Consider the following 25,408-nt stretch of genomic DNA (forward strand, 5'->3'; position numbering starts at 1 on the left):
GCTTGCCCCGCATGGGGCCCTACCGGTGAAAGCCCCGTGTGGGGCAAGCCCCACACCTACGCCTTCCAAGCCCTGCCTCACACGCTCCTGCCGGTACTGCACGCGGTCAGGAACGCCCGCAGCGAGGCCGGCTTCACCGGCTTGGTCAGCACCCGGTAGCCGCGCTGGCGGGCCAGCCGCTTCAGTTCGTCGCGGCCGTCGGCGGTGAGCAGCGCGCCGGGCAGCGGCCGGCCGGCGGCCTTGTTCAGCGCGAGCAGCGTGGCCAGCCCGTCCATGCGGTCGTGCAGGTGGTAGTCCACCAGCACCACGTCCGGTTGCTCGGCCAGCTTTTCCAGCGCCATGTCCACGGTGCTGGCGGCGATCACCTGCACCTTCCAGCGGCCGAGCAGCGCGCGCATGCCGTCGAGGATCTCCTGGTCGTTGTCCACGCACAGCACGCGCAGTCCGGCCAGGGCCTCGTCGCTGCCGAAGCCGGGCGAGGTGCGCGGCGCGGCGGCGGCCAGGGCCGGCGCCGCCACCCGCGGCAGGGTGATGGAGAACATGCTGCCGCGGCCGGCCTGGCTGCGCGCGTCCAGCGCGTGGCCGAGCAGGCGCGAGATGCGCTGGCAGATCGACAGGCCCAGCCCCAGGCCCTGCTCGCCCCAGTCGAACGGCTGCTGGTAGCGGTGGAACTCGTCGAATATCTGCTGCATGTGGTGCTCGGGGATGCCGGGCCCGGTGTCCCATACCTGCAGCTCCACCCGCTCGCCGCGCACCCGCAGCGCCAGCACGATGCGGCCGCTGCGGGTGTAGCGCAGCGCGTTGGCCATGAAGTTCTGCAGTACCCGGCGCAGCAGCCGGCGGTCGCTGCGCACCCACGCCGGACGCGCGTGCACGTGCAGGCGCAGGCCGCGCCCGGCCGCTATCGGCGTGTATTGCGCGGCCAGCTCGCGCACCAGCACCGCGGCGTCGAAATCGGCGATGGTCGGGTGCAGGCGGCCGGCGTCCAGCCGCGACACGTCGAGCAGGCCGTCGAGCAGTTCCTCGGCCGCGCGCAGCGAGGCGTCCACGCGCTCGGCCAGGTGGCGCTGCTCGTCGTCGTCGCGCAGGCTGTCGCGCAGCGCCGAGGCGAACAGCCGCGCCGCGTTCAGCGGTTGCAGCACGTCGTGGCTGATGGCGGCGAGGAAGCGGGTCTTGGACTGCTGCGCCGCCTCGGCCACCTGCGAGCGCTCGGCCACGCGCTGCTCCAGGGTTTCGTTGGCTTCCAGCAGCGCCTGCTCGGCGCGCTTGAAATCGGTGATGTCGTTGTAGCTGGTGACGTAGCCGCCGCCGGGCAGCGCCTGCCCGCGCAGCTCGATGACCTTGCCGTCGGCGCCGGTGCGCTCGAACACGTGCGGCGTGCCGGCGCGCATGTGGCCGATGCGGCGGGCGATCTGCACATCGGTGTCGCCCTCGCCCAGCTCGCCGCGTTCGGCGTTGTAGCGGATCAGGTCGGCGACCGGGCGGCCGACGTAGAGCATGCCGTCGGGGTAGCCGAACATCTGCTGGTAGCGGCGATTCCATGCGGTCAGGCGCATGTCCGGGTCGACCACGCTGACCCCGGCGCTGATGTTCTCCAGCGTGGTGGACAGGATCTCGCGGTTGAAGCGCAGCTCCTGCCCGGCTTCGTCGAGCACCGCCACCACTTCGCCCAGGTCCATGCCCGAGCCGCGCAGCAGGCTGGTCAGCAGCAGCCGCGCCGAGGCGGCGCCGATCGAGGCGGCCAGCAGGCGCTCGGTGAACTGCACCCAGGCGCGGTCGGCGGCGGCGGCCGGTTGCAGCTCGCGCTGCAGCACCCGCGCCTGTTCGGTGAACGCACGCCGCGCGCGGTGGTCGCCGACCACGCGCTTGGCCAGGGTCAGCAGGTCGCGCACCTTGACGTGGGCCGGCCAGTCGCTGGCCACTGCCGGGCGCTGCGCGTAGGGGTCAAGGAACGGCGCCGCGCGCAGGCGCTCGGCCACGCCGGGCCGGCGCCGCATCGACACCAGCAGCATCGTCGCGCCATTGAGCAGCAGCGACCAGAACGTGCCGTGGGTCAGCGAATCCCAGCCGCTCAGGCCGAACAGCTGCTGCGGGCGCAGCCAGCCGATGCCGAACGGACCGTGCTCGACCAGCGCCACGTCCAGCCAGCCGCCCTGCGCCAGCGCCGGCAGCAGCAGGGTGTAGCCCCATACGCAGAAGCCGACCAGCATGCCGCTTTCCACGCCGCGGCGGCTGGCGCCGCGCCAGTACAGCCCGCCGATCAGCCCCGGTGCGAACTGCGCCACCGCCGCGAACGCCATCAGCCCGTAGGCGGCCAGCATGGTGTCGTTGTTGCTGCCGCGGTAATAACCGTAGGCGACCATCGCCAGCAGCAGGATCGCCAGGCGCCGTATCCACAGCACCCGCGAGGCGACGTTGGCCGCCGCGCGGTGGTCGCCGCTGCGGCGCAGCAACAGCGGCATCACCAGGTCGTTGCTGATCATCGTCGCCAGCGCGATCGAGGAGACGATGACCATGCCGGTGGCGGCGGAGAAACCGCCGACGTAGGCCACCAGCGCCAGCGTGGTGTTGTCCCCGCGCATCGGCAGCGCCAGCAGCAGCGCGTCGTTGGCGACCTGACCGTCGCCGAGCAGCGCGCTGCCGGCCACCGCGACCGGCACGATCATCAGCGAGATCAGCACCAGGTAGCCGCCGAACAGCCAGCGCGCGCGGCGCACGTCGCCGACCTGGCCGCATTCCACCACCGCCACGTGGAACTGGCGCGGCAGGCAGACCAGGGCGAGGAAGCTGAGTAGCGTCTGCGCGGCGAAGCCTTCCGGCGGCATGCCCTCGAACAGGATGCGCGCCGAGGCCACCACCGATTCGCCGCGGTCGTTCAGCCATACCCAGGCGAACACGCCCACCGCCACCAGCGCCAGCAGCTTGATCATCGACTCCAGCGCGATGGCCAGCATCATGCCGTGGTGGTGCTCGGTGGCGTCCACCTGGCGCGCGCCGAACAGGATCGCGAACAACGCCATCAGCAGCGCCACGTACAGCGCCGGGTCGGCGAAGGCGCTGCTGCCGGCGGCGTTGCCGGTGAGCACCTGCAGGCTCATCGCCACCGCCTTGTACTGCAGCGCCAGGTACGGCACCACCCCGAGCAGCGCGATCAGCGCCACCAGCGCGGCCAGCCGCCGCGAGCGGCCGAAGCGCGAGGAGATGAAGTCGGCGATGGAAACGACGTTCTCGTTGCGCGCCACCAGCGCCAGCCGCTCGATGATGCGCCAGCCGAACAGCAGCATCAGCAACGGCCCCAGGTAGATCGGCAGGTAACCGATGCCGTAGCGCACCGCGGTGCCGACCGCGCCGTAGAACGTCCACGACGAGCAGTACACGGCCAGCGCCAGGCTGTAGACCAGCGGCCGCAGCCACGGCCGGTCCGGGTACATCGGCCGGCGGTCGCCCCACCACGCCACGCCGAACAGCAGCGCGGCGTAGGCGAGCGAAACGAGCAGCAACGTCCAGCTGGAAATCAAGCATCCGCCTCCGAACCGAATCGCCGCAGTGTAGTGGAGCGGCGGCGGGATCAGGCCAGCGGCAACGGCCGCGCCGGCAGCCACAGGTGGAAGCAAGTGCCCTGCCCCGGCGCGCTCTCCACGGTAATGCGGCCGCCGCCAGCCTCGACCAGGTTGGCCGCCACCGCCAGCCCCAGCCCGGTGCCCTGGCCGCTGGGCTTGGTGGTGAAGAACGGCTCCAGGCAGCGCCGGCGCACGTCCTCGCTCATGCCGTGGCCGCTGTCGCGCACTTCCACGTGCAGTTCGTCCCCTGGCGCCGGGCAGGACAGCGCGAGGCGGAAGCTGCCGCCCTCGGGCATGGCCTGCTGCGCGTTGGCGGCCAGGCTCAGCAGGACCAGTTCCAGCTGCGCCGGGTCGAAGTGGATCCGGCAGCGCACCTGCGCGGTGTCCAGCGCGAACGCCACCCGCGCATCGAACAGCTGCCGCAGCATCGGCTCCATCGCCGCAATGGTGGCCGCCGCATCCAGCAGCTGCGGCCGCGCCACTTCCTGGCGGCTGAAATCCAGCAGCCGCCGGGTCACCGCACCGGCACGCCGCGCGGCCGATTCCACACCCGACAGCGCGGCCTTCAACTCGGCCGGATCATCACTGCGCCGGCCCTTGCCGGCATAGCCCATGATCAGCGCCAGCAGGTGGTTGAAGTCGTGCGCCACGCCACTGGCCAGGCGGCCCACGTTCTCGATCTTCAGCGCATGCACCAGTTGCTCGCGCGAACGTTCCTTCTCCTGCATTTCCAGCTGCAGCTCGTCGCGCTTGCGCGCCAGGTCGATGCCGCGGCGCCGGGCGATGCGCAGGTTCTCGCGCAGCGAGGCCATCGACTGGTCCAGCACGAAGGCGGCCAGCAGCACGCCGAAACCGGCCAGCGCCAGGTCGCGCACGGCCAGTTCCACCCGCGCCGGGAAATAGAAGCCGGCGGCCGCGTCGAGCCAGGCCCCCAGCGCCATCAGCGCGCACAGCCAGCCGGCCGCCAGCCACAACGCGCGCCGGCCCAGCAGCGCGCCGGCCACCAGCACCGGCAACAACTGCAGCAGTTGCCCCTGCATCTGCGAACGCAGGCCCCAGTAGCCATAGGCCACCGAGGTCAGCAGCAGGTTGAGCAGCACGAACAGCAGGGCAGCCGCCTGCAGCCGCTGCCGGCGCAGCAGTTCCAGCGAGGCCAGGCACGCCAGCATGCCGCCCACGGCCAGCACCCGCACCAGCGGACCCGGCGACGGGCCACTCCACAGCAGGGCCAGCAGCTGGTAGCCGGCCACCAGCAGCAACAAGCGCAGCATCATCGCCGCCATGCGCCTTTCGGTGGCATCGACTGCAGGCAGCCAGCGGCGGCGACGGGCCGGAGCCTGTTGCGGGGGCCCGGCCGGATCGCTACGCCGGGAGGATCGGGAATGCATCGGTCGGGGGTTCCCATCGCGGCGCGGGCCGCACGATACGTGAAGGGTCTGCGGCTATATTACGGACCATCCGCCGTCGAAGCGCCCGAGCCGTTTCCCCGGCGGCATCGCCTTTTCGCCGCAACGCGCCCGGCTCCATGCACCCGCTCCGCACCCCTTCCCGCCTGCCACCGTTGCTGCCATGCCTGCTGCTGGCGCTGGCCGTGGCTGGTACTGCCCGCGGCCAGGCGACCGGCACCGACGCGCAGGTGGCACGCTGCCAGACGCTGGTCCGCAGCTCGCCCCACGACGCGCTGGCGCTGGCCGACCGCCTGCTGGCAGCGCCGGTGCTGCCTCCGACGGTGGAAATCGGCGCGATCAACTGCCGCAGCATCGCCATGACCCTGCTTGGCCGGGAGCAGGACAGCAAGCAGATGGCGGCGCGGTTGCACGTGCTGTTGCAAACACCAGGGCTGCCGCTTGACGGGTATGCCCAGGTGCAACGGCGAACCGCTTGGCTGCTGCTGCGCGACGGCCTGATCGAGGAAGGCCTGCAGATATTGGAAGTCCTGCAGGAACACAGCATCGCCAAGGGGGATGTCAGTGGCCAGGTCCTCGCGCTGGGCAGCATCGCATTGATCCATGCCGAACAACTGGACGACCTGGAAGGTGCGCTGCATTACCAGCGCCAGGCATTCGCCATGACCAGTCACCTGCAACGGCCACCACTGCTGCAGGACCTGACGCTCAATTACAACCACGGCTACGTGCTGTTGCGACTCAAGCGCCATGACGAAGCCGACAAGGCATTCAACCGCGCCGAGGGCATTGCCAGGCGGTTGTCCGGCCAGGACGTATTGCTGCACCGCATCCGCAGCGACCGCGCCGAGATACTGCGCGCCCGCGGCCATCCGGAAGCGGCCAGGACCGAGCTGCTTGCGGTCCTGCGCTGGCAGCAGCACAACAGCCCGATGGGACAGGCCGCCACCCTGCACTACCTGGCACGGATCGCCCTGGAACAAGGCACCCTGGAAGAGGCCCGCGGCCTGGCCGAACAGATGCTGGCGGTGGCCGAGACCGGCAAGTTCCCGGCATACACCCGCGACAGCCTGGACCTGCTGGCCGAAGTCAGCCTGGTCCAGGGCGACATGGCGCTGGCCCGCGGCTACCTGCAGCGGCTGCGGCAGCTTGACCGCGACCGCAGGATGGGAAGCGGCAGCCTCACCCGCCTGGCCAGGTTGCAGGCCAGAGCCGAGCAGGCGCTGGACCCGGCCCGCATCAACACACTCCAGGAAGCCAGCCGCGACCGCCTGCTGCGCGACATCGCGCTGGCCGTCGGGCGGTGCTGCTGCCGGGCAGCGGCGGCCTGTACCTGCGCGTGCGCCGCCTGCGGCAACGATTGCGCCGGTTCGATGCCGTCGATGGCGTGGGTGACCGCCATTGAGATGGGCCCCGGCGCCCGCCGGCGGGACCAGCGGCTATATTGAGCCGCATCCGTTACCGGGCTGGCGCCCCGCGCCGCCGCTCCCCGGACAGCCTTCTCCTCGCCAGGAAGCCGTTGCCGCCATGCGCCGTCCCCTCCGCAATGCCCGCCTCCGCCGTCTGTTGCCTTGCCTGCTGCTGGTGGCGATCGGTGCGGTCCACGGCCAGGGGACGGCGGCCACCACCGATGCGCGGCAGATGGAGCAGGTGCAGCGCTGCCATTCGGTGATGCACGGCGCTCCCCGCGACGCACTGGCCATCGCCGACCAGCTGCTGGCCGCGCCGGCCCTGTCGCCGGTGGTGGAGATCGGTGCGGTCAGCTGCCGCGGCTTCTCCCTGCAATTGCTCGGGCAGGGCGCGGGCAGCCTGGACGCGGCGGCGCGCTTGAAGGTGCTGATGGAAACACCGGGGCTGCCGGTGATGGAGCGCAACCGCGCACTGCAGATCGCCGCCACGCTGCTGCAACGCAACGGCCAGACCCGCGAGGGCCTGCAACTGCTCGAATCGATGCTGGAGCGCGCCATCGCCGAAGACGACGTCACCGGGCAGATCAGCGCGCTGAGCGGCATCGCGCTGGTCCGCGGCGAGCAGATGGACGACCCGGAAGGCGCCCTGCGTTACCAGCAGCAGGCCATCACCCTGTCCGATCACCTGCAGCGGCCGCCGCTACCGCAGGACGTGCTGCTCCACTACAACCACGGCTACACGCTGCTGCAGCTCAAGCGCTACGACGAAGCGGGCAAGGCATTCAACCGCGCCGAAACCATCGCCAACCGGCTCTCCAACCAGGACGTGATGCTGCAACGCATCCGCGGCCACCGCGCCGAGATGCTGCATGCCCGCGGCGAGCTGGAGGCGGCCAGGTCCGGGCTGCTCGCGATCCTGCCCTGGCAGCGGGAGAACGATCCGCTGGGCGAGGTCGTCACCCTGCAACGCCTGGCGCGGATCGCCTTGGAACAGGATGCCGCGGAGGAAGCGCGGCAGTTGGCCGGGCAGGCATTGGCGGTGGCCGAGCGCGGCAGATTCCCCGAGGCCATCCGCGACAGCCTGGACCTGCTGGCCGAAACCAGCATGCTCCTGGGCGATGCCGCGCAGGCCCGCGACTACCTGCGGCAGGCGCGGGAGATCGACCAGTCACGGATGAAGGGCGACAACCTCGACCGCCTCGCCAGGCTGCAGGCCAAGGCCGAACAGGCGCTGGACCCGATCCGTACCAATGCCACCCAGGAAGCCAACCGCGACCGCCTGCTGCGCAATGCCGCGCTCGCCGCGGCGGTGGTGCTATTGCTGGGCGCGGGCGGCCTGTACCTGCGCATGCGTCGCCAGCAACGGCGGCTGCGCCAGATCGACACCACCGACGCGCTCACCGGGCTGGCAAACCGGCACGAGGCCGAGCGCCTGCTCGCCGCAACCGCGCCGGCAGGCGCCGACAAGGCGCGCAGCGCGGTGCTGCTGCTGGAAATCGACGGCTTCAAGGCACTCAACGACCAGCACGGCCATGCCGCCGGCGACCAGTTGCTGTGCGCGGTGGCCGAGGCGCTCGCGCAGGGCAGCGACCAGCACGACCACGTGGCGCGCTGGAGCGGCGCGGCGTTCATGGTGATCCGCGGCAATACCTCGCAGGCGGCCGCGTTCGCGTTGGCCGCGCACCTGTGCCGCCGCATCGGGCGATTGCAGGTCGAAATCGCGCCGGGCCAGTACCTGGCGCCCACCGTCTCCACCGGCGTGGCGTCCCACCCGCTGTTCCCCGGTCGCGCCCCGCGGCTGGCCGACACCCTGCGCGCGGCCGGCCGCGCCCTGCAGGTGGCGCAGCGCAGCGGCCCCGGCACCTGGGCCGGGCTGTGGGGCCTGGCCGAAGGCCGCGGCATCGACCTGCACGACCTGCTGCACGCTCCCGAACAGGCGCTGGCGCAGGGCTGGATCGCCATCGGCGGCGGCCGCCCCATGTCGTGGACGCCGCCGCGCGGGACTGCGACGGGGTCGCCGGCACCGGCACACCGCCCGGCGGGCAATGCCGTGGGCGAGCGCTCCTGAACCGGGTGGAGGCGTCTCCCCACGCCGCCACCCGCCCCTGGATCACCTGGCCAGTTCGAACCGCACCTCGACGCGGCGGTTCGGCAACAGGCATTCCAGCAACGCCGCGCGCGGCTTGACGCCTTCGCATTGCTGCACCTGCTGGGTGTCGCCGCGGTACTCGTAGCGGATCTTGTCCGGGTCGATGCCGCGGTCGACCAGCAGTTCGCGCACGGTCTGCGCACGGCGCTGCGACAGGCCCTGGTTGTAATCGTGGCCGCGGCCGTGCATGCGGTCGGCGTGGCCGACCAGCGCGACGCCTTCCAGCGTCAGGCCCTCGTCCTTCAGGGTCGCCAGCGCGCGGTCCACGCTTTCCAGCGAGTAGGTGCGGATGTCGCGGTACTGGTCGCGGTCGAACTCGAACAGCACGTTGGCGACCAGCGGGCCGGCCGGCACCGCCGGCGTGGCCGGGCCGGCGCCGCACTGGCGCGCCAGCGCCTCGGCGTCGTTGACCAGGTCCTCGGCGATCTGGATGTAGGGCTTGGAATGGCGCCATTGCTGCTGGTTGAATTCGTTTCCAGCGTGCACCAGCTCGACCTCGCCGCAGGCCACCTTCTGCTGCGCGCATTCGAAGCCGGGGGTGCCGTGGATCGCGCGCAGGCGCTGCCACAGGTCGTCGCGCAGGTATTTGGCGCCGTTGACCAGCGGCGTGTCGGTGGGGATCGGCGCCACGCCGTTCTCCATGTCCACGATCAGCTTCTCCGACTCGGTCAGCGCTTCCTGCGGGAACGCGCTGCGGTCGTTGCGGGTGTATTCGTGGAAGGACACGTCCAGCCAGCACTGCGCCTTGGCCATGCCGTAGTCGCGGATCGAGCGGCCACCGTCGTTGAGCGCCTGGATCCGGCCCTGGGTGGTTTCGTAGCCCTGCAGGTCGGCGTGGATCGCCTCGTCGGTGATGCGCTTTTCCTGCGGGGTGAGCCGGGTCTGCTGGGCGCCGGCGGTGCCGACGGCGGCCAGGACGGCCGCGGCCAGCAGCGTGCGGGACAGGGTGGAACGGTTGTGCGGGAGTTTCATCGGGTCGTCCTCAGCGGGCCGGGTCGCGGTAGCGCGCCGGGTCACGGCGGAAAAGGTCTTCATCGAACTTGAAGCGCAGGCGCAGGAACGCGCCCTGCTGGGTGTACTCGTAGCCATTGAGGTCGCGGTCGCCGGCGAAGCCGGTCCAGTTGTAGCCGGCCGACAACCACAGGTTCTGCCGCAGCAGGCGGCCCACTTCCAGGCCGTAGGCGTACTGGTTGGCGCCCATCTGCCCGCGGAAGGTGGAGCCGAGCACGCCGATGTCCCAGTTCTCGGTGATGTCGTAGACGATGCGGCCGGAGAACAGCATGGCGCGGAAGCTGCTGTTGACGCGGACGCCGTCGCCATAGGCGAACTGGTCGCGCTGCCACTTGCCGGCGATGCGCCCGGTCAACCACCACGGCCGCGACGGGTGCCAGTCGGCATGGGTGGAGACGATGTGGGCGCGGGTGCGCACGTCCTGGCTGGTGCCGTTGACCACCTCGCCGTCGAGCAGGGTCAGGCCGCTTTCGTCGCGTTCGAGCTTGTACTCGTAGCGCATCAGCGCGTTGACCCGGTTGCGGTCGGTGTCGCGGTAGGCCAGGCCGAGCTGGAAGCGGTCCTGCAGCACGTCGCCGCGCTCTTCGTAGTTGGTCGCCAGCAGGTAGTTGCGGCCCAGCAGGGTCCAGTCGCGGCTGAGCTTGCGCGCCACCATGAACTGCAGCAGCGTGGTGTCGAACGCCTCGTTGGCCTCGGTATGCGGCACGTCCTCGGAGATGCGGTGCTCCACGCGCACCGCGCCGCGCCACAGCGGGTTGGCGCTGTAGTCCAGCGCCAGCGCCAGCGCGGTGCTGTCGCCGGTGTCGCCGGCGATCACGTTGACCCGCTCGGCCGAGCTGCTCAGGCGCAGGCCCTCGCGGACGTCCCAGTTGTTGCGGATGCCCGAGGCGGCCTGCACGTCGCGGCCGCTGACCGCGTCGCGCAGGCGGTATTCGCTGAACGCCTGGGTGTCGCGGATGTAGCTACTGTCGATGCCGAACACCAAGGCATCCGCTTCGCGGTCGGTGGTGGTGATGCCGTAGGCGCTGGTCAGGCCGGTCTGCTTCTCGTAGCGGCCGTACAGGCGGCTGCGCTCGAAGGCCTGGTAGTCCACGCCGGCGGCGATGCGGTGGCGATCTTCGCCGCTGACGCTCTGCTCGACTTCGGCGCCGCCGCTGAACTTGTCGCTGAAGCGGTAGCCCAGGCCGATGCGGGCACTGTCCGATTCCAGCTCGGTGCCCACCGGCAGGTCGCTGGTGATGACGCTGCCCGAGGACGAGCCGTTGATGACCATCAAGCCGGTGGCCGGGTCCAGCGCCTGCTGGCCGTAGCCCAGCGCGCCGCCGCCCATGCCGGTGGCGAAGCCGCCGGTGAGGCCGCCGGTCTGGCCGAACGGCGAGCCCATCGACCACGGCGAGGTCACGCCGATGGTCTCGCGGATGCTGCGCAGGCCGAAGTCCAGGGTCAGGCGCTCGGTGGCGCCCACGCGCACGCCGGCGCCGCCGGCCTCGCGCTTGCCGCCGTCGGGATTGCGGTCCTCGCTGCGCAGGCCTTCGACGTACAGCTCCAGGCGCGGGCCCACCGCGTAGCTCAGCCGTGCGTTGTACTCGCCGCGGCCGCCGTACAGCGGCGAGGCCGGGTTGTTGAACGCCGGATCGGTGCGCGCGGCGAACAGGCGCGCATCGAACTTGTCGCCGTCGTGGGCGAACTCCACGCGCCAGGCGTCGCCCTCGACCTCGCCGACCACGTCCTTCAGGCCCTGCGAGGTGATCTGGTTGAGCGAACTGGTGTTGACCTCGCTGCGGGTACGCGCGAACTCGGCGACCAGCATCGTGTTCTGGCCGAAGCGGTAGCCGGCGTTGACGCTGCCCATGCGGAACTCGGCATAGGGATTGCGGTCTTCCACCGCCGAGGCGCCCACTTCCAGCCGCTCGGTCAGCTTGAACTGGCCGTCGGCGCCGAACACCCAGAACTTCTCGGTCTGCTGGTCCAGCTCGTAGGTGATGCGCAGCGACACCGGGTTGAGGTCGCTGTCGAAGGACGGCATGAACTGGTTGAGCAGGATGCGCCCGGAGAACGGCTCGAAGCTGTAGTCCACCAGCCGCGCCAGCGGACGCACCGAGACGATGCGGGTGGGCTGGTTGCGGTCGCGCACGATCACTTCCACCCGCTCGCTGCCTTCCAGCACCGCGTTGTTGCGCAGCGCATACGGGCCGCTGCCCTGGCTGCGGAACTCCTCGATGACCTGGCGCAGCGAGTCCTCGATGGCGAAGACGTTGCCGCGTGCGCGCTCGCTCTCGAAATGCCAGCCCAGGCCGGTGGCGGTGCGGTTGTAGGTGCTCAGGCTGCGCTGCGGGATCGGCCCGCTGCCACCGATGCCGGTGGCCGTGGCCAGCGTGTCGCCGGTCTGGAAATCGCCGTACAGCAGGTAGCTGCGCTTGTTGTCGATGCGCACGTACAGGCGCTCGGCCGAGCGCGCATCGAAGCCGCGCAGCGACGAATCGCCGTACACCGGATAGAACTCCTCCGGCTGGATATCGCGCAGCAGGCGGCCGCGCACGTCCTTGTCCGAGTCGTAGGCCGCGGTGAGCAGGTACTCGCCCTTGATCCGGCCCTTGACGAAGAACGCGGTGCGCGCGGCGGCATTGGCCTTGCCGTTGTTGAACTGCTTCTCCCAGCGGCGGATGTCGCGGTCGAACGCATCGTGGTGCTGCACCGGCGAGATCAGCCCGGCGTTGGACTTGTTGCGGAAGTTGACCACGCCTTCGATCAGGCCGGTGGCCAGCAGCTCGCGCATTTCCGGCAGGAAGCCGATCACGCCTTCGGCGGTCTGGCCGCCGGCGGTGATGCGCAGCACCACGTCCTGCGGCTCGTGCGGCGCCAGCAGGTCGAATTCGGCCACGCCGTCCTCCACCACCAGCTGCACGCCGGGTGTGACCTTGTCGGCGTCGCTGGCACCAGGGCCGAACTCGTCGGTGCGCGAGCCGGGCAGGCGGATGCGCCCGCCGCTGTTCTCGATGGTGGCATAGGACCTGCCGGACAGCGGCTTGCCCTGCGCGTCGAGCAGTTGCACGCGCACGTGCACCGGCGTCTGGCCGTCGGCCGGCACGCCGTCGCGGTCGACCTCGACACGCACCAGGTCCACGCCGCGGTTGAGCGCGTAGTCGACCTGGCCCGGTCGCGCCGCCACCACTTCCGGCGCGGCGTCGGCGCTCGCCGGCGAACGCGGGTACAGGGTGCTGGCGTCGCCCAGCACCGGGGTGAAGCGGGTGCCGGTGCCCACGCTCTGGGCCATCGCCGGCAGGGCGGCGGTCGCCAGCGCGCAGGCCAGCAGGCTCAGGCGCGGCGGCGTACGCAGGGAGTAGCGGCGGTTCATGGCTGCACCTCCTGCGCGGCCGATGCCGAGGGCGGATTGGGTCTGGGTTCCACGATCGGTCTCTGGTTGGCCGAGTCCGTGGCCTGCTGCGGCGCACGGACGGGCTTGCTTTCGAAACGCAGCTGCGACTGGCCGGGTTCGCTCTCCGGCGCACGCACTTCGCCCTGGGTACGGCGGGCCTTGACCTGCTCCAGCACCGGGTTGGCGCAGCTGCCCTCGACGAAGTCGGCGCGGTGCAGCTCGCCGTTCTTCAGGTCCAGGAACAGGCTGTCGGCGTCGCCCAGGTTGCGGTTGCTGCTGGTGGTCAGGCGCGAGCCGACCGGCAGGGTGGATGCATCGACCTTCAGCGTGTGGCTGTTCGGCGGCAGGCCGCAGTAGCTGTACTTGCCCTCCGAGTCGGAGACCAGCCAGGTGCCGTCGGAGAAGTACAGGCGCACCCCGGGGATGCCCAGTTCTTCCTGGTCCTGCACGTGGTTGTTGTTGCAGTCCACGAACACCTTGCCCAGCACGCAGGCCTCGTCGGTGAACACGCCGCCGGTGACGCGCACGCGGTACTCGGCGTGGTTGGACGGGGTCGAGCCCGGCAGCGGGTTAAGGCCGACCGGATCGATGCAGCCGCCGGCGATCGAACAACCGTGCGCCTGCGCGCGGTTGATGCCGTCGCCCTGCAGCGCGCCGACGCCGATGCGCACGCGGTAGGTCAGCACCAGCTGGCCGCCGGCGGCGATCGGGCCGAGGTCGAAGCCCAGGCGCGGACCCGGCCGGCCCAGCGGTTCGGCCAGCCCGCGGCCATCGACGCGGGCGCTGCCGTCCAGGTAGGTGAAGCCGCGCGGCAGCACGTCGACGATGTTCACCGTGCGCGCGGCGCTGCCGGACACATGGCGCACCTCGATGGTGTACTGCACGGTGTCGCCGACTTCGGCCATGGCGCGGTCGCCGCGCTTGCTGATCACCAGCAGCGTGTCTTCCGGCGCTTCCTGCACCTCGTTCGGCACGCGGCACAGGTTCTGGCTGATCTGCGGATCACACAGCTCCAGCTGGCCCGGGGTTTCCTCGAACTGCTTCCACTGCTCGTCGGTGGGCTTGCGCTCCGGATCCTCGCCGCCGCCGGACACGACCACCGCGTTGTTCACGGTGCCCTGCTGCACGGCTTCGGGCAGCACGTCCACCGGCACCTTGATCGAACCCGGGTGGGTCGCACCGGCAGCCAGTTCGCGGGAGCTGGCGCACTGGAAGCGGCGTTCGCCCGCGGTACCGGTGCAGGTCCAGCCGTCGCCGGCAGGCAGGCCCGACAGCACGATGCCGGCCGGCAGGTGCTCGCTCACCACGTACTCGGCGTCGGTGGCGCGTTCGCCGATGTTGCGCACGCGGATCGCGTAGCTGGCGCCCTGGCCGACAGTGAACACGGCGGTGTCGGCGGCCTTGCTGACCACCACGTCCGGCCATGCCTTCACCAGTTCGCTCGGCAGGCGGCAGGCGTTGTGCACCACGTCGGCCTCGCACACCGGCAGGATGCCGACGTCGCCGCCTTCCAGCGCCTGCTTTTCTTCCGGCGTCGGACGGCGCGATTCGGGCTCGCCGCCGCCGGAGACCAGCACGGCGTTGTTGACGGTACCGGCCGAGGCATCGGCGCCCACGCGTACCACCGCGGTGATGGCGGCGGCCGCCGTCTGCCCGGCCGCCAGCACGGTGGCGCTGCGGCAGGTGAAGCGGGTATCACCAGCCGCGCCGGTGCAGGTCCAACCGTCGCCGGCCGGCACGTCCGCCAGGGTCACGCCCTGCGGCAGGCGGTCGATGACCTCGTACTCGCCGCTGGTCGCGGCCTGGCCGGTATTGCGCACCACGACGCGGTAGGTCGCGGCGCTGCCGGTGACCAGGGTCGCCGGATCCACCGACTTGCTGACCCGCAGGTCGGGCACGTTGGTGCTGATCTCGCCGAAGTTGTTGGACTGCGAGTTCACGCCCGGCTCCAGCGTCAGCCAGCTGATGACCGAAACCGGATCGGTCTTCGGCGTGCCGTCGCCACCGGTGGTACCCGGAACCGTCTGGCCGCTTTCCGTCTGCGGCGGCTGGTTGGGCTGGGTCACCTTGTAGCGGCCCGGGCGCAGGTTCGGGAAGTTGTAGCGCCCGTCGCCGTCGGTGACGACCGTCGTGCGGACGGGATTACCCAGGTCGTCGACGCCCTCCAGCACGATTTCCTGGCCGGGAATGCCGGTTTCGCCGGAATCGATGCGACCGTTGTCGTTGTCGTCGTACCACACCTGGCCCGAGATGGATGCCGGCGGGATCTCGCCGAAGTTGTTGGCCACCGAATGTTCGTTGGCGCCCAGCACGATGTTGCTGATCGCCGACGGCGTGGTCGTCACGTCGGTGGCGTCGCCGCCATGGCTGCCGGCACGGGTCTTGCCATTGAACGTGCCCGCCGGCTGTTCCGGTTCGGTCACGGTATAGGTGCCCGGTGCCAGCTCGTCGAACAGGTAATAGCCGTTCTCGTCGGTCCGCACCTCGGCCACCACCGGATTGCCCATGGCGTCGGTGCCGGTCAGGCGCACGGTCACGCCCGCAATGCCTTCCTCACCAACGGTGATGACGCCATCGTTGTTGCGATCCAGCCACACCCGGCCGGCGATGGATCCGCTCATCGGGATCTCGCCGAAGTTGTTCTGCACCGAGTGCTGGTTCTCGCCAAGCACGATGTTGCCGATCGCCGACGGCGTGGTGGCCTTGTTGGTCGCGGTGGCGCCCGCCATCGGCACGCCGCCGATGGTGCCTGGCACCGTCTGGCCGTTGAGCGTCATCGGCGGCTGGTTCGGCTCGGTGACGGCGTAGGTGCCCGCCGGCAGGTCGGCGAACAGGTAGCTGCCGTCGCTGCCAGTGGTGGTGGCACGGGTGATCGGGTTGCCGTTGACATCGGTGCCGGTCAGCTCGACCGTGACGCCGGCAATGCCCTGCTCGCCGGGGTTGATCACGCCGTTGTCGTTGTTGTCCATCCACACCCGGCCGGCGATGGTGCTGCGGGTCGGGATCTCGGCGAACAGGTTCTCCAGCGACTTCTGGCCCGGGGCCAGGGTGATGCCGCTGATCTGCGACGGGGTGGTGTTCACGCCGGTGGCGGTGCCCGTGGCGATACCGCCGATGGCTCCTGCGGTGGTGATGCCGTTGGCGGTGCCCGCCGGCTGGTTCGGCTGGTGCAGGGTGTAGTTGCCCGGCAGCAGCTGGGTGAACGAGAACGTGCCGTCGTTGGCCGTGGTCGTGGTGGCGACCACCGTACCGCCGGCGTCGCGCAGTTCGATGGTCTGGCCGCCGATGCCGGCGTCGCTGCCGTTCTGCACGCCGTCGTTGTCGTAGTCCATGAACACACGGCCATGGATCTCGGCGCCTTCCTGCTCGCCGAAGTCGTAGTTCTCGCCGTTGCCGGTCAGGCGGATGCCGCTGATGCGGTCGGTGGTCGCCGCATCGCCGGACACGCCGGTCTGTGCGGTACCGGCGACACAGCCACCGCCACCGCAGGTGCCAGGCTTCACCGCGCTGGGACGGTTCAGGTAGCCGGCTGGCAGCACTTCGCGCACGGCGTAGGTCTTGGCCGGGTCCAGGCCCACGAACTTGTAGAAGCCGCTAGCGTCGGTCTGCGCGGTCCCGGTCGGGCCGCTGACGGGCACGTAGTTGCCGCCGACCAGTTCCAGCAGTTCCAGGGTGGCGCCGGGGATGGGATCGTCCGTGGCCGGATCGCGCACGTCGTTGACGTTCTTGTCCAGGAACACATGGCCGGACAGCGTGTACAGTGTGACTTCCGGGAAGTCGAACTGCACGCCCGCACCGCCGCTGCCGAGCACGATGCCACTGATGACGCCGCCGCCGGCCGCGATGCTGGCGCTGCCCTTGTCGGTCACGCCGGTGCTGGTGCCGTTGCGCACGGTACGCGCGCTGTTCGGCTGCGGCATGCCGTTGTTGTAGCCACCTGACACGGTGCTCTGGTCCTGGCGGATGGTGTAGCCGGCGGCATCGGACGGCGCCAGGCCGTCGAACACGTAGTCGCCGTTGGCGTCGGTGGCGACGGTCACGTCGATGGCGTTGCCGTACACATCGGTGCCGGTCAGGCGCACGCTCACATTCGCCAGGCCGCTATCGCCGGCGTCGGTGTCGCCATTGTTGTTCTGGTCGAGGAATACGCGGCCGGCGATGCTGGCGTTGCGCACCTGCACCGGACCATCCTGCTCGTTGTTGTTCGGGTTGCTGTCCTTGGCCAGGTCCTCGTTGGCCGCGTCCTTGCCCGGCTGCACGGCCGCGTGGTTGTCCACGTTGGTGAGCCACGGCCCGGCGAACACGCCGGCCTTCGGCCGCGCATGCAGGGTCAGGGTGTAACCGCTGCCGGCCGGGAAGTTGCCGTTGACGTGGCAGGTGACCTGCTGGACCGGGGTCGCGGTGGTGACGCTGGCCACGCCATTGGAGACGTAGCACACGTCGGCCGCGTCCGGTGCCGTCGGGCCCGGCTGCACCACCAGGTTGCCGCCCGCCGCGGCCAGCGTGGCGCCGCCGGTGGCGGTACCGACGCTCGGTGCGGTGGTGGCGATCCACTCGAAGCCGGCCGGCAGCGTGTCCACCACACGCATCTGGGTGGAGGTGGAAATGCCGTTGTTGCGCAGCACGATCTGCCACGGCACGGCCTGGCCGACGTCGACCGGCGAAACCATGGCGGTCTTGCTCACCACTTCCAGGTCGGTGCTCGGGAACAGCACGTTGTTGATCGCGGCCAGGTTGTTGCCCGCCTGCAGCGGATCGGCCGTGCACTTGCCGGACGATTCGTAGCTGTTGGTCTCGTCGGCGCAGACGTGCACGGCGTTGCCGAAGATCTCCGGAGCCGCCGACGCGCCGGTGGGACGGAACACCAGCTCGAAGTTGACCTCTTCGTTCACGTCCAGCGTGCCGAACGTGCACACCGTATCGGTGTTCGGCGATGCCTGGGTGCAGGTGATGGCCTTGCTCACCAGGGTGTAGCCGGCGCTCGCCGCGCCGGCGTTCATGTTCTGCGGCGTGCCCTGCAGCGCCAGGGTGAAACCGGCCGGCACGGTCAGCGCATCGGTCATCACGACGTTTTCGGCGATCGACGGACCGGCGTTGCGGACGCTGAAGCGGTAGCGCAGGTCGTCGCCGGCGCGGAACTCGCTCTGCCCGGCCGGGAACACCGGCACCTTGCCCTGCTGCAGGTCGAACGAGGGCACGGTCACGTCGAACACGGCCGAAGCGGTGTTGTTCGCCAGCGCGTTGGCGTCGCCGCAGGCATTCGAGTTGGCCACGCTGTCGAAGCGGTACTCGCACATGTTGTCCAGATGGACGTGGGCGGTATTGGTGACGTTCTCGTAAAGCTTGTCGCCCAGCGCGCCGGTGTAGCTCGGCGGCTTCTTGACGCGCGCGCGCACGGTGACCGTCTGCACCTCATGGCGGGAGATGGTCGCGACGTTGACGCAGGAAATGGCGCCGCTGGCCAGGTTGCTGGCCGCGCAACTCATCTTCGCCGCGTCGGCCGGCTTCACTTCCAGCACATCGAAGGCCGGCGTCGCCAGTGTCGCCGCGCCGGTGAACAGGCTGTCGGTGATGCGGAAATTTCCGGCGGCGATGTGGTCCTGGCCCTGGTTGCGGGCGACCAGGGTGAACAGCACGGTCTCGCCCACCGACGCCATCGGGTTGTTGCCACCGCTGGCCGGGATGCTGGTCGTCACCGTTTTGCTGGTCATGGCCACATCGGCGCGCGGCAGCACATTGATCCGCGCGTCGTCGCTCAGCACGTTGCCGCCGGACAGGTCCTTCAGGAACGCGTTGGTCGAATCCAGCGTGGCGGTATTGTTCAGCTGGCCCGTGGGCACACCCAACGGGCGCGACAGCGTAGCCGTGACCACGATGGTGGCGCCGGCCGGCACGTTGTTGAAGCTGCAGGTCTGTTCGTAGGTATTGCCGGACTCGGTGGTATTTCCCGTACCGCCCCACGACGCCGGATTGCCGGAAATGGTGGTCGGACAACTGTGCGTGACCCCTGGTGCCAGCGACGTGTCGTAGGCGACGGCAATGGTCGGCGTGACATAGGTCGGTGCGGCACCGACCGCTCGCATCAGGCCGCGATAAACGTCCTTCACCTGCAGGGTCGGGATCGTCGCCTGCGCCGCCGCCGTGGTGATGGTCATGCGCCAGTGCATGTCGTTGTCGTCCGCGGTCAACGTCGGCGCATCGGCGACATCGTCATGCCAACTGGCGCCATCCACGGAGGATTCCTTGCGAATCCCGACACGGACGTCCTCGATGGTGGTGCCGATGCCGTTGGCTGCCCTGCAGTCCTGGCCATTGGTGCCATCCTCGGCGATGCCGCCGGTTGCGCCAGCATCCTCGGGATCTGCCGGCTGCGGGCCATCGCTCTCGCCCTTCCCCAACAGCCGCAGCACCTCGCTGCCGGTGCAGGCGATGTTGGTCAACGTCACCGGGTTGGGGCCCAAGGTAGCTGCATCGGCCACGGTGTGGGCAAAGTTGAAGGAGCGCGACTGGCCGACGGTCATCGTGCCCGGCCCGGCGTGCTCGCAGGACACCTGCGTGGTCTGGCTGGAGTACTGGCCATCCGGGCGCGGCGACGACGGGGTGACGGTGCAGACCCAGCCGCCGGTGGCGGTGACCGTGGCGTTGGTGATTTCGCGCGGGTCGAGCCAGTCCACCACGCGCAACGGCTGGCCGGCGTTCCAGCTGACCGTTTCCGGTCCACGGTTGGTAACGGTCAGGGTGGTATTGATCGTCTGCCCCGGTGCCACCTTCGCGGGCTTGCTCTTGCTCAGGCCCAGGTCGGCCGCCGACGGCGCCATCCAGTAGCGGCGGGTGGCGCTGTTGTTGTTCGGCTGGCCATCGTCCTGGCCGGCCGGCAGGGACAGCACGGCGGGCAGGTACTCGCCCGTGCGGCGGACGTTGTCCAGGGTCACGGGGATGACGAACGGAGCGGACTGCCCCACATTCAACGTGCCCGCGGTGCAGCTGACCTTGGTGCCGTTCCAGGTCCCGGTCACGGTGCCGCCGCTCACCGGCGGGGAAATGGTCAGGCTGCTGGCCGGCGTGGACGTACAGCCCGCCGGCAGCGTGCCCAAGGTGAAGCCCGCCGGAACAATGGTCTCCACCACCGCTCCCGCCGCCGATGCCATGGGCCCGTTGTTGGTCACGCCGATGGTGACACTTTGGTTGCTCAAGCCAGGGGAAGGCGAGGCCGAACTGTTGCTGAGCGAGGTGGTGATGGTTGCCACCAGGTCAGTGGCTGGCTCGGTGTTGTAGTTGAGGCTGTCGGTGTTGTTGCCGGCGGCCAGGTCGATGTAGAGCGTATTGCCTGAACTGACCGTGGCCGTATTGACGAAGCTGCCATAGCTGAGGGTGACACCCCTCACATCGATCCAGCTGGCATTGAGCTGGGCCGGGGTGATAGGGGAGCCACCCGCGGAATAGGTGCAGGTCAACACGCGGCTGCTGTTGGCAGCCGCCACCGCGGTGCAGGATGGTGTCAACGGGCCACCGAAGGCCACGCTCGTCACCACGAAACCCGTCGTGGCGTTACCCGGCAGGTTGTCGGTAATGAGGATGCTGCCACCCACCGGCACGTCATTTCCGCCACCAGCGATGTTGGGCATCAGGCGGAATGCGCTGTCGCCACCGGTCAGGGGATTGCCAACCGCGGGGACGGCCATGGTCTTGCCGACGGTCAGGTCACCGGCGTTGCGCACGTTGCCGGAAAACGCAGCCGCAGGGCCCGAGGTGCCTGTGGCGGTCAGGTTGAAGCCACCGGCTGCCACACCACGGACCGGGAAAGTCACCGTGCCACTGCTGCCAGCCGTCGTCGAGCACACCATGTTTGGCGCGGTATAGGAGCAGCCGGCCGGGGGAGCGGGGGGATCGGCCTGCAACTGGGCGGGAATGACGATGGTTACGGTATCGCCGCCTGCGCTGGTACGTGTCCAGTCGACGGTGACGTCCACGTCCTGGCCAATACCGATGTCCGGCACCGTCGTCACCTGCGTCGCGGTCACGGCGGCATTCGCGGCGGGGACCAGAAACCCGACCACGGCCAACAGGCCGACGATCTTCATCGCGTGGGTGGCAAATCCAAATCCATTTGCATGCGTGCGCAACAACGTCGCGCGATCGGCCTGATCGTGTGTCTGGTGCACGGGTTTTCCCCTGAATTCGCTTCTGTTGCGCCCCACCCGTGCTTGTCTGGAAGCACGGGCCTGCGATGCTTCGCCTGCGCATGCCGTCACGGACATGCGCAGACCACCCTTGGCGGGTTTTCGGGCGGCATTCTCGGCATGGGGTGCGGCGAAGGCAGTAGCAGACGCTTTCTTTGCCTCTCACTTTCTCTCGTCACACCTCGGAACACGGTCCATGAAGACGGACCAACGCCGTGCCGCTCAACCCTGGCCGGGGACGAGCAGGTAGCCCATGTTGCGCAACGCCCTTGCCGGCAGCGGCAGGCCGGTGGCGGCACGGACGCGCGAGCGCAGGCGGTGCATCAGCACTTCCAGGCGGTGCGGGTCGAAATCCTGCGGCGTGGGGGTGAGTGCGGCGATCAGTCGGGTGCGGCTCACTGGCGTGCCCTGGGCGGCAAACAGTTCACGCAGCAGCGTGCGCTCCGGTGCGGTCAGGGTGAGGGTGCAGCCATTGGGTGCATGCAGGTCCCAGCCATTGGCGCTCAGGCGCCAGTCCGGGATCGCTTCCGTTGCAGGCTCGGCGGCAACGTCACCGCCACCGATACGTGTCGCCAGGCGCCGGTACAGGCTGTGCAACGACGCCACCAGCACCGGCAGCTCCAGCGGTTTGCCGAGGTAAAGGTCGGCGCCGGCGGCCAGGCCACGGGCGATGTCGGCCGCGCCGCAGCGGCCGCTCACCAGCACGATGCACATGTCGCCGATGCGGCGCAGGTGGCTGGCGGCGCTCAGGCCGTCCTCACCGGGCAGGATGATGTCGAGTATCAGGATGTCGCAGCGGTCGACGGCCAGTTCGCGGTACAGCGCCTCGACGCTGCCGATGCCCCGCACCGATGCGCCGTGGCTTTCGAGTTCCTCGAGTACCAGGGCGCGCCATGCCAGGTCGTCCTCGACCACCCATATCCGCACCCCTTCCAGCCACGGCTTCCCACCCGCCTGCGGCGCCTCCCGCTTCATCTCCAATACCGCGTCCCCGAGGCAAGCGCGCCGCCGGTGGCAGCTGCAACGCTTGCCGGACGATTCTCGGCAGGTGGTGTCAGGCGGGCAGTATCAAAAACTCTCGCAACATCACGAATGCTTGCCCGCGATCCCGGGCCGCGGGAAGGCCCGCCTCAACGATTCCTGCCGGCGGGCGGCAGCGCGGTCCGCATCGTTTCCGCGGCTCAGTCCGCCGCTTCGGCCCGTTCGGAAAGCAGCATGTAGCCGATGCCGCGCAGCGCGCGCACCGGCAGCGCCACGCCAGTGGCATTGCGCACGCGGGTGCGCAGGCGGTGCACCAGCACTTCCAGGCGGTGCGGGTCGAAATCCCAGGGCTGGTCGGTGATGGCGGCGATCAACTGCTCGCGGTCCACGGCCTTGCCGGGAACGGAAAACAGTTCGCGCAGGAAACCGCGCTCGGCCGCGGTCAAGGTCAGCATGCCCCCGTTGGGGGCATACAGGTCCCAGCCATCGGCACGCAGGCTCCATGCCGCGGCGCCATCGCGGACGGGATCGTTGCCGGTCGCCGGGGCGGCCGCTGGCGCCGGGCGGGTCATGCGCCGGTGCAGGCTGTGCAGTGCGGCCACCAGCACCGGCAACTCCAACGGCTTGGGCAGGTAGACATCGGCGCCGAGTGACAGCCCCTGCGCCATGTCGGCGGTGCCGCTGCGGCCGGTGACCAGCACGATGCCCATGCCGTCCATCCGCCGCAGGTGGCCGGTGGCGCTCAGGCCGTCCTCGCCCGGCAGGCCGACGTCGAGGACGAGGATGTCGCAGCGGTCCACCGCCAGGTCGCGATACAGCGCTTCGGCGCTTTCGATGCCGCGCACGCTGGCGCCGTGGTACTCGAGTTCCTCCACCACCATGCCGCGCCACTCGGGATCGTCTTCCACCACCCAGATGCGTACGCCATCCAACCGGCAGCCTGATTCCGCCGTCGGTATTTCCTGCTTCGCCACCCCGTGTTCTCCCAAGCCGATCCCGCTGCTCCCTCCGGGACGCCATTCTACTGGCCCGGCCCGGGAAGCGCGTGCACGGCGCCGCCCGGGGACGATGCGCGGGAGCGCATCACCTGCGCGCCCGCATCCGCGGCCTCACTCCCGCGGCAGGCCCATTTCCGCCAGCAGCGCCGGGGCCGGGTAGACCTTGGCCAGCAGCCAGCGCAGGTAGCGCATGTCCACGTGCACGGCGCGCTTGTAGCGCGGGTCGAACCACCAGCTGGCGCTCACCGACTCCCAGTTGGAATCGAAGTTCAGGCCGATCAGTTCGCCCTTGGCGTTGAGCACCGGCGAGCCGGAGTTGCCGCCGGTGGTGTCCAGGTTGGTCAGGAAGTTGACCGTCTGCGTCTTCAGCGCCGGGTCGGCGGTGCTGCCGAAATCGCCCTTGGCGATGGCGTCGAGCAGCGGCCTGGGCGCGTCGAACGGCACGGTGCCGGTGTTCTTCTCGACGATGCCGGCCACGGTGGTCACCGGCGAATAGTTCACCGCATCGCGCGGGTGCAGTGCCTCCACCTTGCCGTAGCTGATGCGCAGGGTGCCGTTGGCGTCGGGGTAGACCGCGCGCCCCTGTTGCGCCCGCCATGCGAACAGCGCCTGCATGTAGGACGGGCGCAGCCGCAGTTGCTCGCCGGCGCGCTCCTTGCTCTCGCGTTCGGCGTTCAGCTGCGCCATCACCAGCGCGGCGGCCACCGACACCAGCGGGTCGTTGTCGATGAAGGCACCCTTGCGCGCGGCCTCGAAGCGCGACAGGCGCTGCGCCTCGTCGCCCAGCTTCGTGGTCGCGTACAGCTCGTCCAGCGCCTTGCGCAGCTGCTCCGGGGTGCGGCCGAACAGGTTGTCGTAATGCGAATCGCGCTGGTCGTCGGGCAATTGCTGGTAGCGGGTGAGCAGCGCGGTGAGGATGGCCTTCTCCACCGTCGGGTCGTAGCGGCGCTGCACCTGCCGGAGCACGCCCTCGATCAGCGCCTGGTCACGCTGCTGGTAGCCGCTCTCGCGCTCGGCGTCGGGCTTGGCCGATTCCACGCGCAGCCGTTCCAGCAGCAGCGCCGAGCGCAGCAGCTGGGTCTGGCTGGACATCAGCCCCACCAGCAGCTCGCGCTCGCCGGCCGCGCGCTCGGCGTCCAGCGAGGCGAACAGGGCGTCGATGTCGGCCTTGTACTTCGCATCGGTGGCGGCCAGCATCGCCCGCTCGTCGGCGGCGCGCCGGGCCTTGGCGTCGCTGCGCAGCAGCCCTTCCAGTTCGCCGGCGGCACGCTTGCGGTTGTTCTTCAGCGACTGCAGTTGCGAGGCGTAGCGGGTGCGGGCGTCGGCATCGTCCTTGCCGGCGGCCTCGACGACGTCGATCAGCTGCTGGAACACCTCCACCCGGCGCGGCAGCACCGCGTCGATCTGGTTGGCGAACTCGGCGGCGGTGCGCAGCCGATAGGTGATGCCGGGGTAGCCGGCGAGCATGGCGTAGTCGCCCTCCTTCGGGCCGTCCAGCGACATCTTCAGGTGTGCCGGCGGGTGGTACGGCACGTTGTCCTTGCTGTACGGCGCCGGCTTGCCGTCCTTGCCGACGTAGGCGCGCAGCAGGGTGAAGTCGCCGGTGTGGCGCGGCCACATGAAGTTGTCGATCTCGTCGCCGTAGTTGCCGATGGCGCGCGGCGGCGCGTAGACGAGGCGGATGTCGGTCAGCTCCAGCTGGCGGACGCGGTAGAAGTCGCTGCCGTAGTACATGTTGGCCACCGAGCAGCGCACGCCGCCCTCGGCTTCGCAGTCGGCGACGATGCGCTTGCGCGCGTTCTCCACCGCGTCGTAATAGGCGCGGCCGCTCTTTCCGCGTGCCTCGCGGAGCACTTCGTCGGTGACCTTGTCGAAGCCCACCGTCACCAGCACCCGGTAATCCGGGTTGGCCGGGCGCTCGTCGTCGCGGCCGCCGGCGATGAAGCCCTCGTTGATGTAGTCGTGCCCCTTGCCGGAGTTGTACTGGATGACGCCGTAGGCGACGTGGTGGTTGGTCAGCAGCAGGCCGTCGCCGGAGACGAACGAGCCGGTGCCGCCACCGATCCGCACCACCGCGTTCAGCGGCGGCGTGGTGACGTCGGCCAGCGCCGACGGGTCGCCCTCGAAGCCGGCGGCCTTCAGCGTTTTCGCCAGTTCCGGAAGTTGCGTGGGCATCCACATGCCCTCGTTGGCGGCGGCGGTGGCGGAAAGACCCATGCCCAGCACCAGTGCGGCGGTCAGCGGTTTGCGCGTCATCGAAAAATCCCGTCAGGCATAACAGCGGCCGACGGTAGCGGCGCGGGCAGGCAGTGGCAACCGCCAGCAGTCACGGCATGCG

10 protein-coding genes are annotated in these 25,408 nt (G+C 69.9%); 2 read left to right on the forward strand and 8 right to left on the reverse strand.

The annotated features are described in order from the left end of the window. Window positions 1-77 precede the first annotated feature (77 nt). Both MIC98_RS00860 and MIC98_RS00865 read right to left on the reverse strand, forming a co-directional pair. Window positions 78-3,518 carry a PAS domain-containing hybrid sensor histidine kinase/response regulator gene (locus MIC98_RS00860; protein ID WP_239734959.1) on the reverse strand — a complete coding sequence of 1,147 codons (3,441 nt, stop codon included), beginning with the start codon at window positions 3,516-3,518 and terminating at the stop codon, window positions 78-80. A gap of 50 nt (window positions 3,519-3,568) precedes the next feature. Next, window positions 3,569-4,843 carry an ATP-binding protein gene (locus tag MIC98_RS00865; protein WP_239734960.1) on the reverse strand — a complete coding sequence of 425 codons (1,275 nt, stop codon included), beginning with the start codon at window positions 4,841-4,843 and terminating at the stop codon, window positions 3,569-3,571. A gap of 242 nt (window positions 4,844-5,085) precedes the next feature. On the opposite strand from MIC98_RS00865, the gene MIC98_RS00870 reads away from it, so the two are divergent. Further along, window positions 5,086-6,414 (forward strand): hypothetical protein, encoded by a 1,329-nt coding sequence (locus tag MIC98_RS00870; RefSeq protein ID WP_239734961.1) that lies wholly within the window; start codon window positions 5,086-5,088, stop codon window positions 6,412-6,414. 79 nt (window positions 6,415-6,493) lie between these two features. Then, the gene (locus MIC98_RS00875) at window positions 6,494-8,443 is read left to right on the forward strand and encodes a GGDEF domain-containing protein (RefSeq protein WP_239734962.1); all 1,950 of its coding nucleotides are present in this window, start codon (window positions 6,494-6,496) and stop codon (window positions 8,441-8,443) included. A 42-nt stretch (window positions 8,444-8,485) separates the two neighbouring features. Here MIC98_RS00875 and MIC98_RS00880 read toward each other — a convergent pair whose 3' ends face one another. From MIC98_RS00880 to MIC98_RS00905, 6 genes are all read right to left on the reverse strand, one after another. Continuing rightward, the gene (locus MIC98_RS00880; protein ID WP_239734963.1) at window positions 8,486-9,496 is read right to left on the reverse strand and encodes an OmpA family protein; all 1,011 of its coding nucleotides are present in this window, start codon (window positions 9,494-9,496) and stop codon (window positions 8,486-8,488) included. 10 nt (window positions 9,497-9,506) lie between these two features. Continuing rightward, window positions 9,507-12,890, reverse strand: coding sequence for an Ig-like domain-containing protein (locus MIC98_RS00885; protein WP_239734964.1), 3,384 nt, complete (start codon window positions 12,888-12,890; stop codon window positions 9,507-9,509). Further along, window positions 12,887-21,073 carry an SdrD B-like domain-containing protein gene (locus MIC98_RS00890; protein WP_239734965.1) on the reverse strand — a complete coding sequence of 2,729 codons (8,187 nt, stop codon included), beginning with the start codon at window positions 21,071-21,073 and terminating at the stop codon, window positions 12,887-12,889. Before MIC98_RS00890 ends, MIC98_RS00885 begins: the two co-directional genes overlap by 4 nt. A gap of 240 nt (window positions 21,074-21,313) precedes the next feature. Then, the gene (locus tag MIC98_RS00895; protein WP_239734966.1) at window positions 21,314-22,066 is read right to left on the reverse strand and encodes a response regulator transcription factor; all 753 of its coding nucleotides are present in this window, start codon (window positions 22,064-22,066) and stop codon (window positions 21,314-21,316) included. A gap of 206 nt (window positions 22,067-22,272) precedes the next feature. Then, window positions 22,273-23,004: a response regulator transcription factor gene (locus tag MIC98_RS00900; RefSeq protein ID WP_239734967.1), complete on the reverse strand. Its 732-nt coding sequence runs from the start codon at window positions 23,002-23,004 to the stop codon at window positions 22,273-22,275. Window positions 23,005-23,181: 177 nt separating this feature from the next. After that, window positions 23,182-25,326, reverse strand: a complete 2,145-nt coding sequence (locus MIC98_RS00905; protein WP_239734968.1) for a S46 family peptidase — start codon at window positions 25,324-25,326, stop codon at window positions 23,182-23,184. Window positions 25,327-25,408: the final 82 nt, after the last annotated feature.

The organism is Stenotrophomonas sp. NLF4-10 (genome assembly GCF_022359915.1).
GTDB classification, from domain to species: Bacteria; Pseudomonadota; Gammaproteobacteria; order Xanthomonadales; family Xanthomonadaceae; genus Stenotrophomonas; species Stenotrophomonas daejeonensis.

Coding starts and splice junctions, on each gene's coding strand:
- MIC98_RS00885 (WP_239734964.1), bottom strand. CDS start 12,890: ATGAACCGCCGCTACTCCCTGCGTACGCCGCCGCGCCTGAGCCTGCTG.
- MIC98_RS00870 (WP_239734961.1), top strand. CDS start 5,086: ATGCACCCGCTCCGCACCCCTTCCCGCCTGCCACCGTTGCTGCCATGC.
- MIC98_RS00875 (WP_239734962.1), top strand. CDS start 6,494: ATGCGCCGTCCCCTCCGCAATGCCCGCCTCCGCCGTCTGTTGCCTTGC.
- MIC98_RS00905 (WP_239734968.1), bottom strand. CDS start 25,326: ATGACGCGCAAACCGCTGACCGCCGCACTGGTGCTGGGCATGGGTCTT.
- MIC98_RS00880 (WP_239734963.1), bottom strand. CDS start 9,496: ATGAAACTCCCGCACAACCGTTCCACCCTGTCCCGCACGCTGCTGGCC.
- MIC98_RS00895 (WP_239734966.1), bottom strand. CDS start 22,066: ATGAAGCGGGAGGCGCCGCAGGCGGGTGGGAAGCCGTGGCTGGAAGGG.
- MIC98_RS00865 (WP_239734960.1), bottom strand. CDS start 4,843: ATGGCGGCGATGATGCTGCGCTTGTTGCTGCTGGTGGCCGGCTACCAG.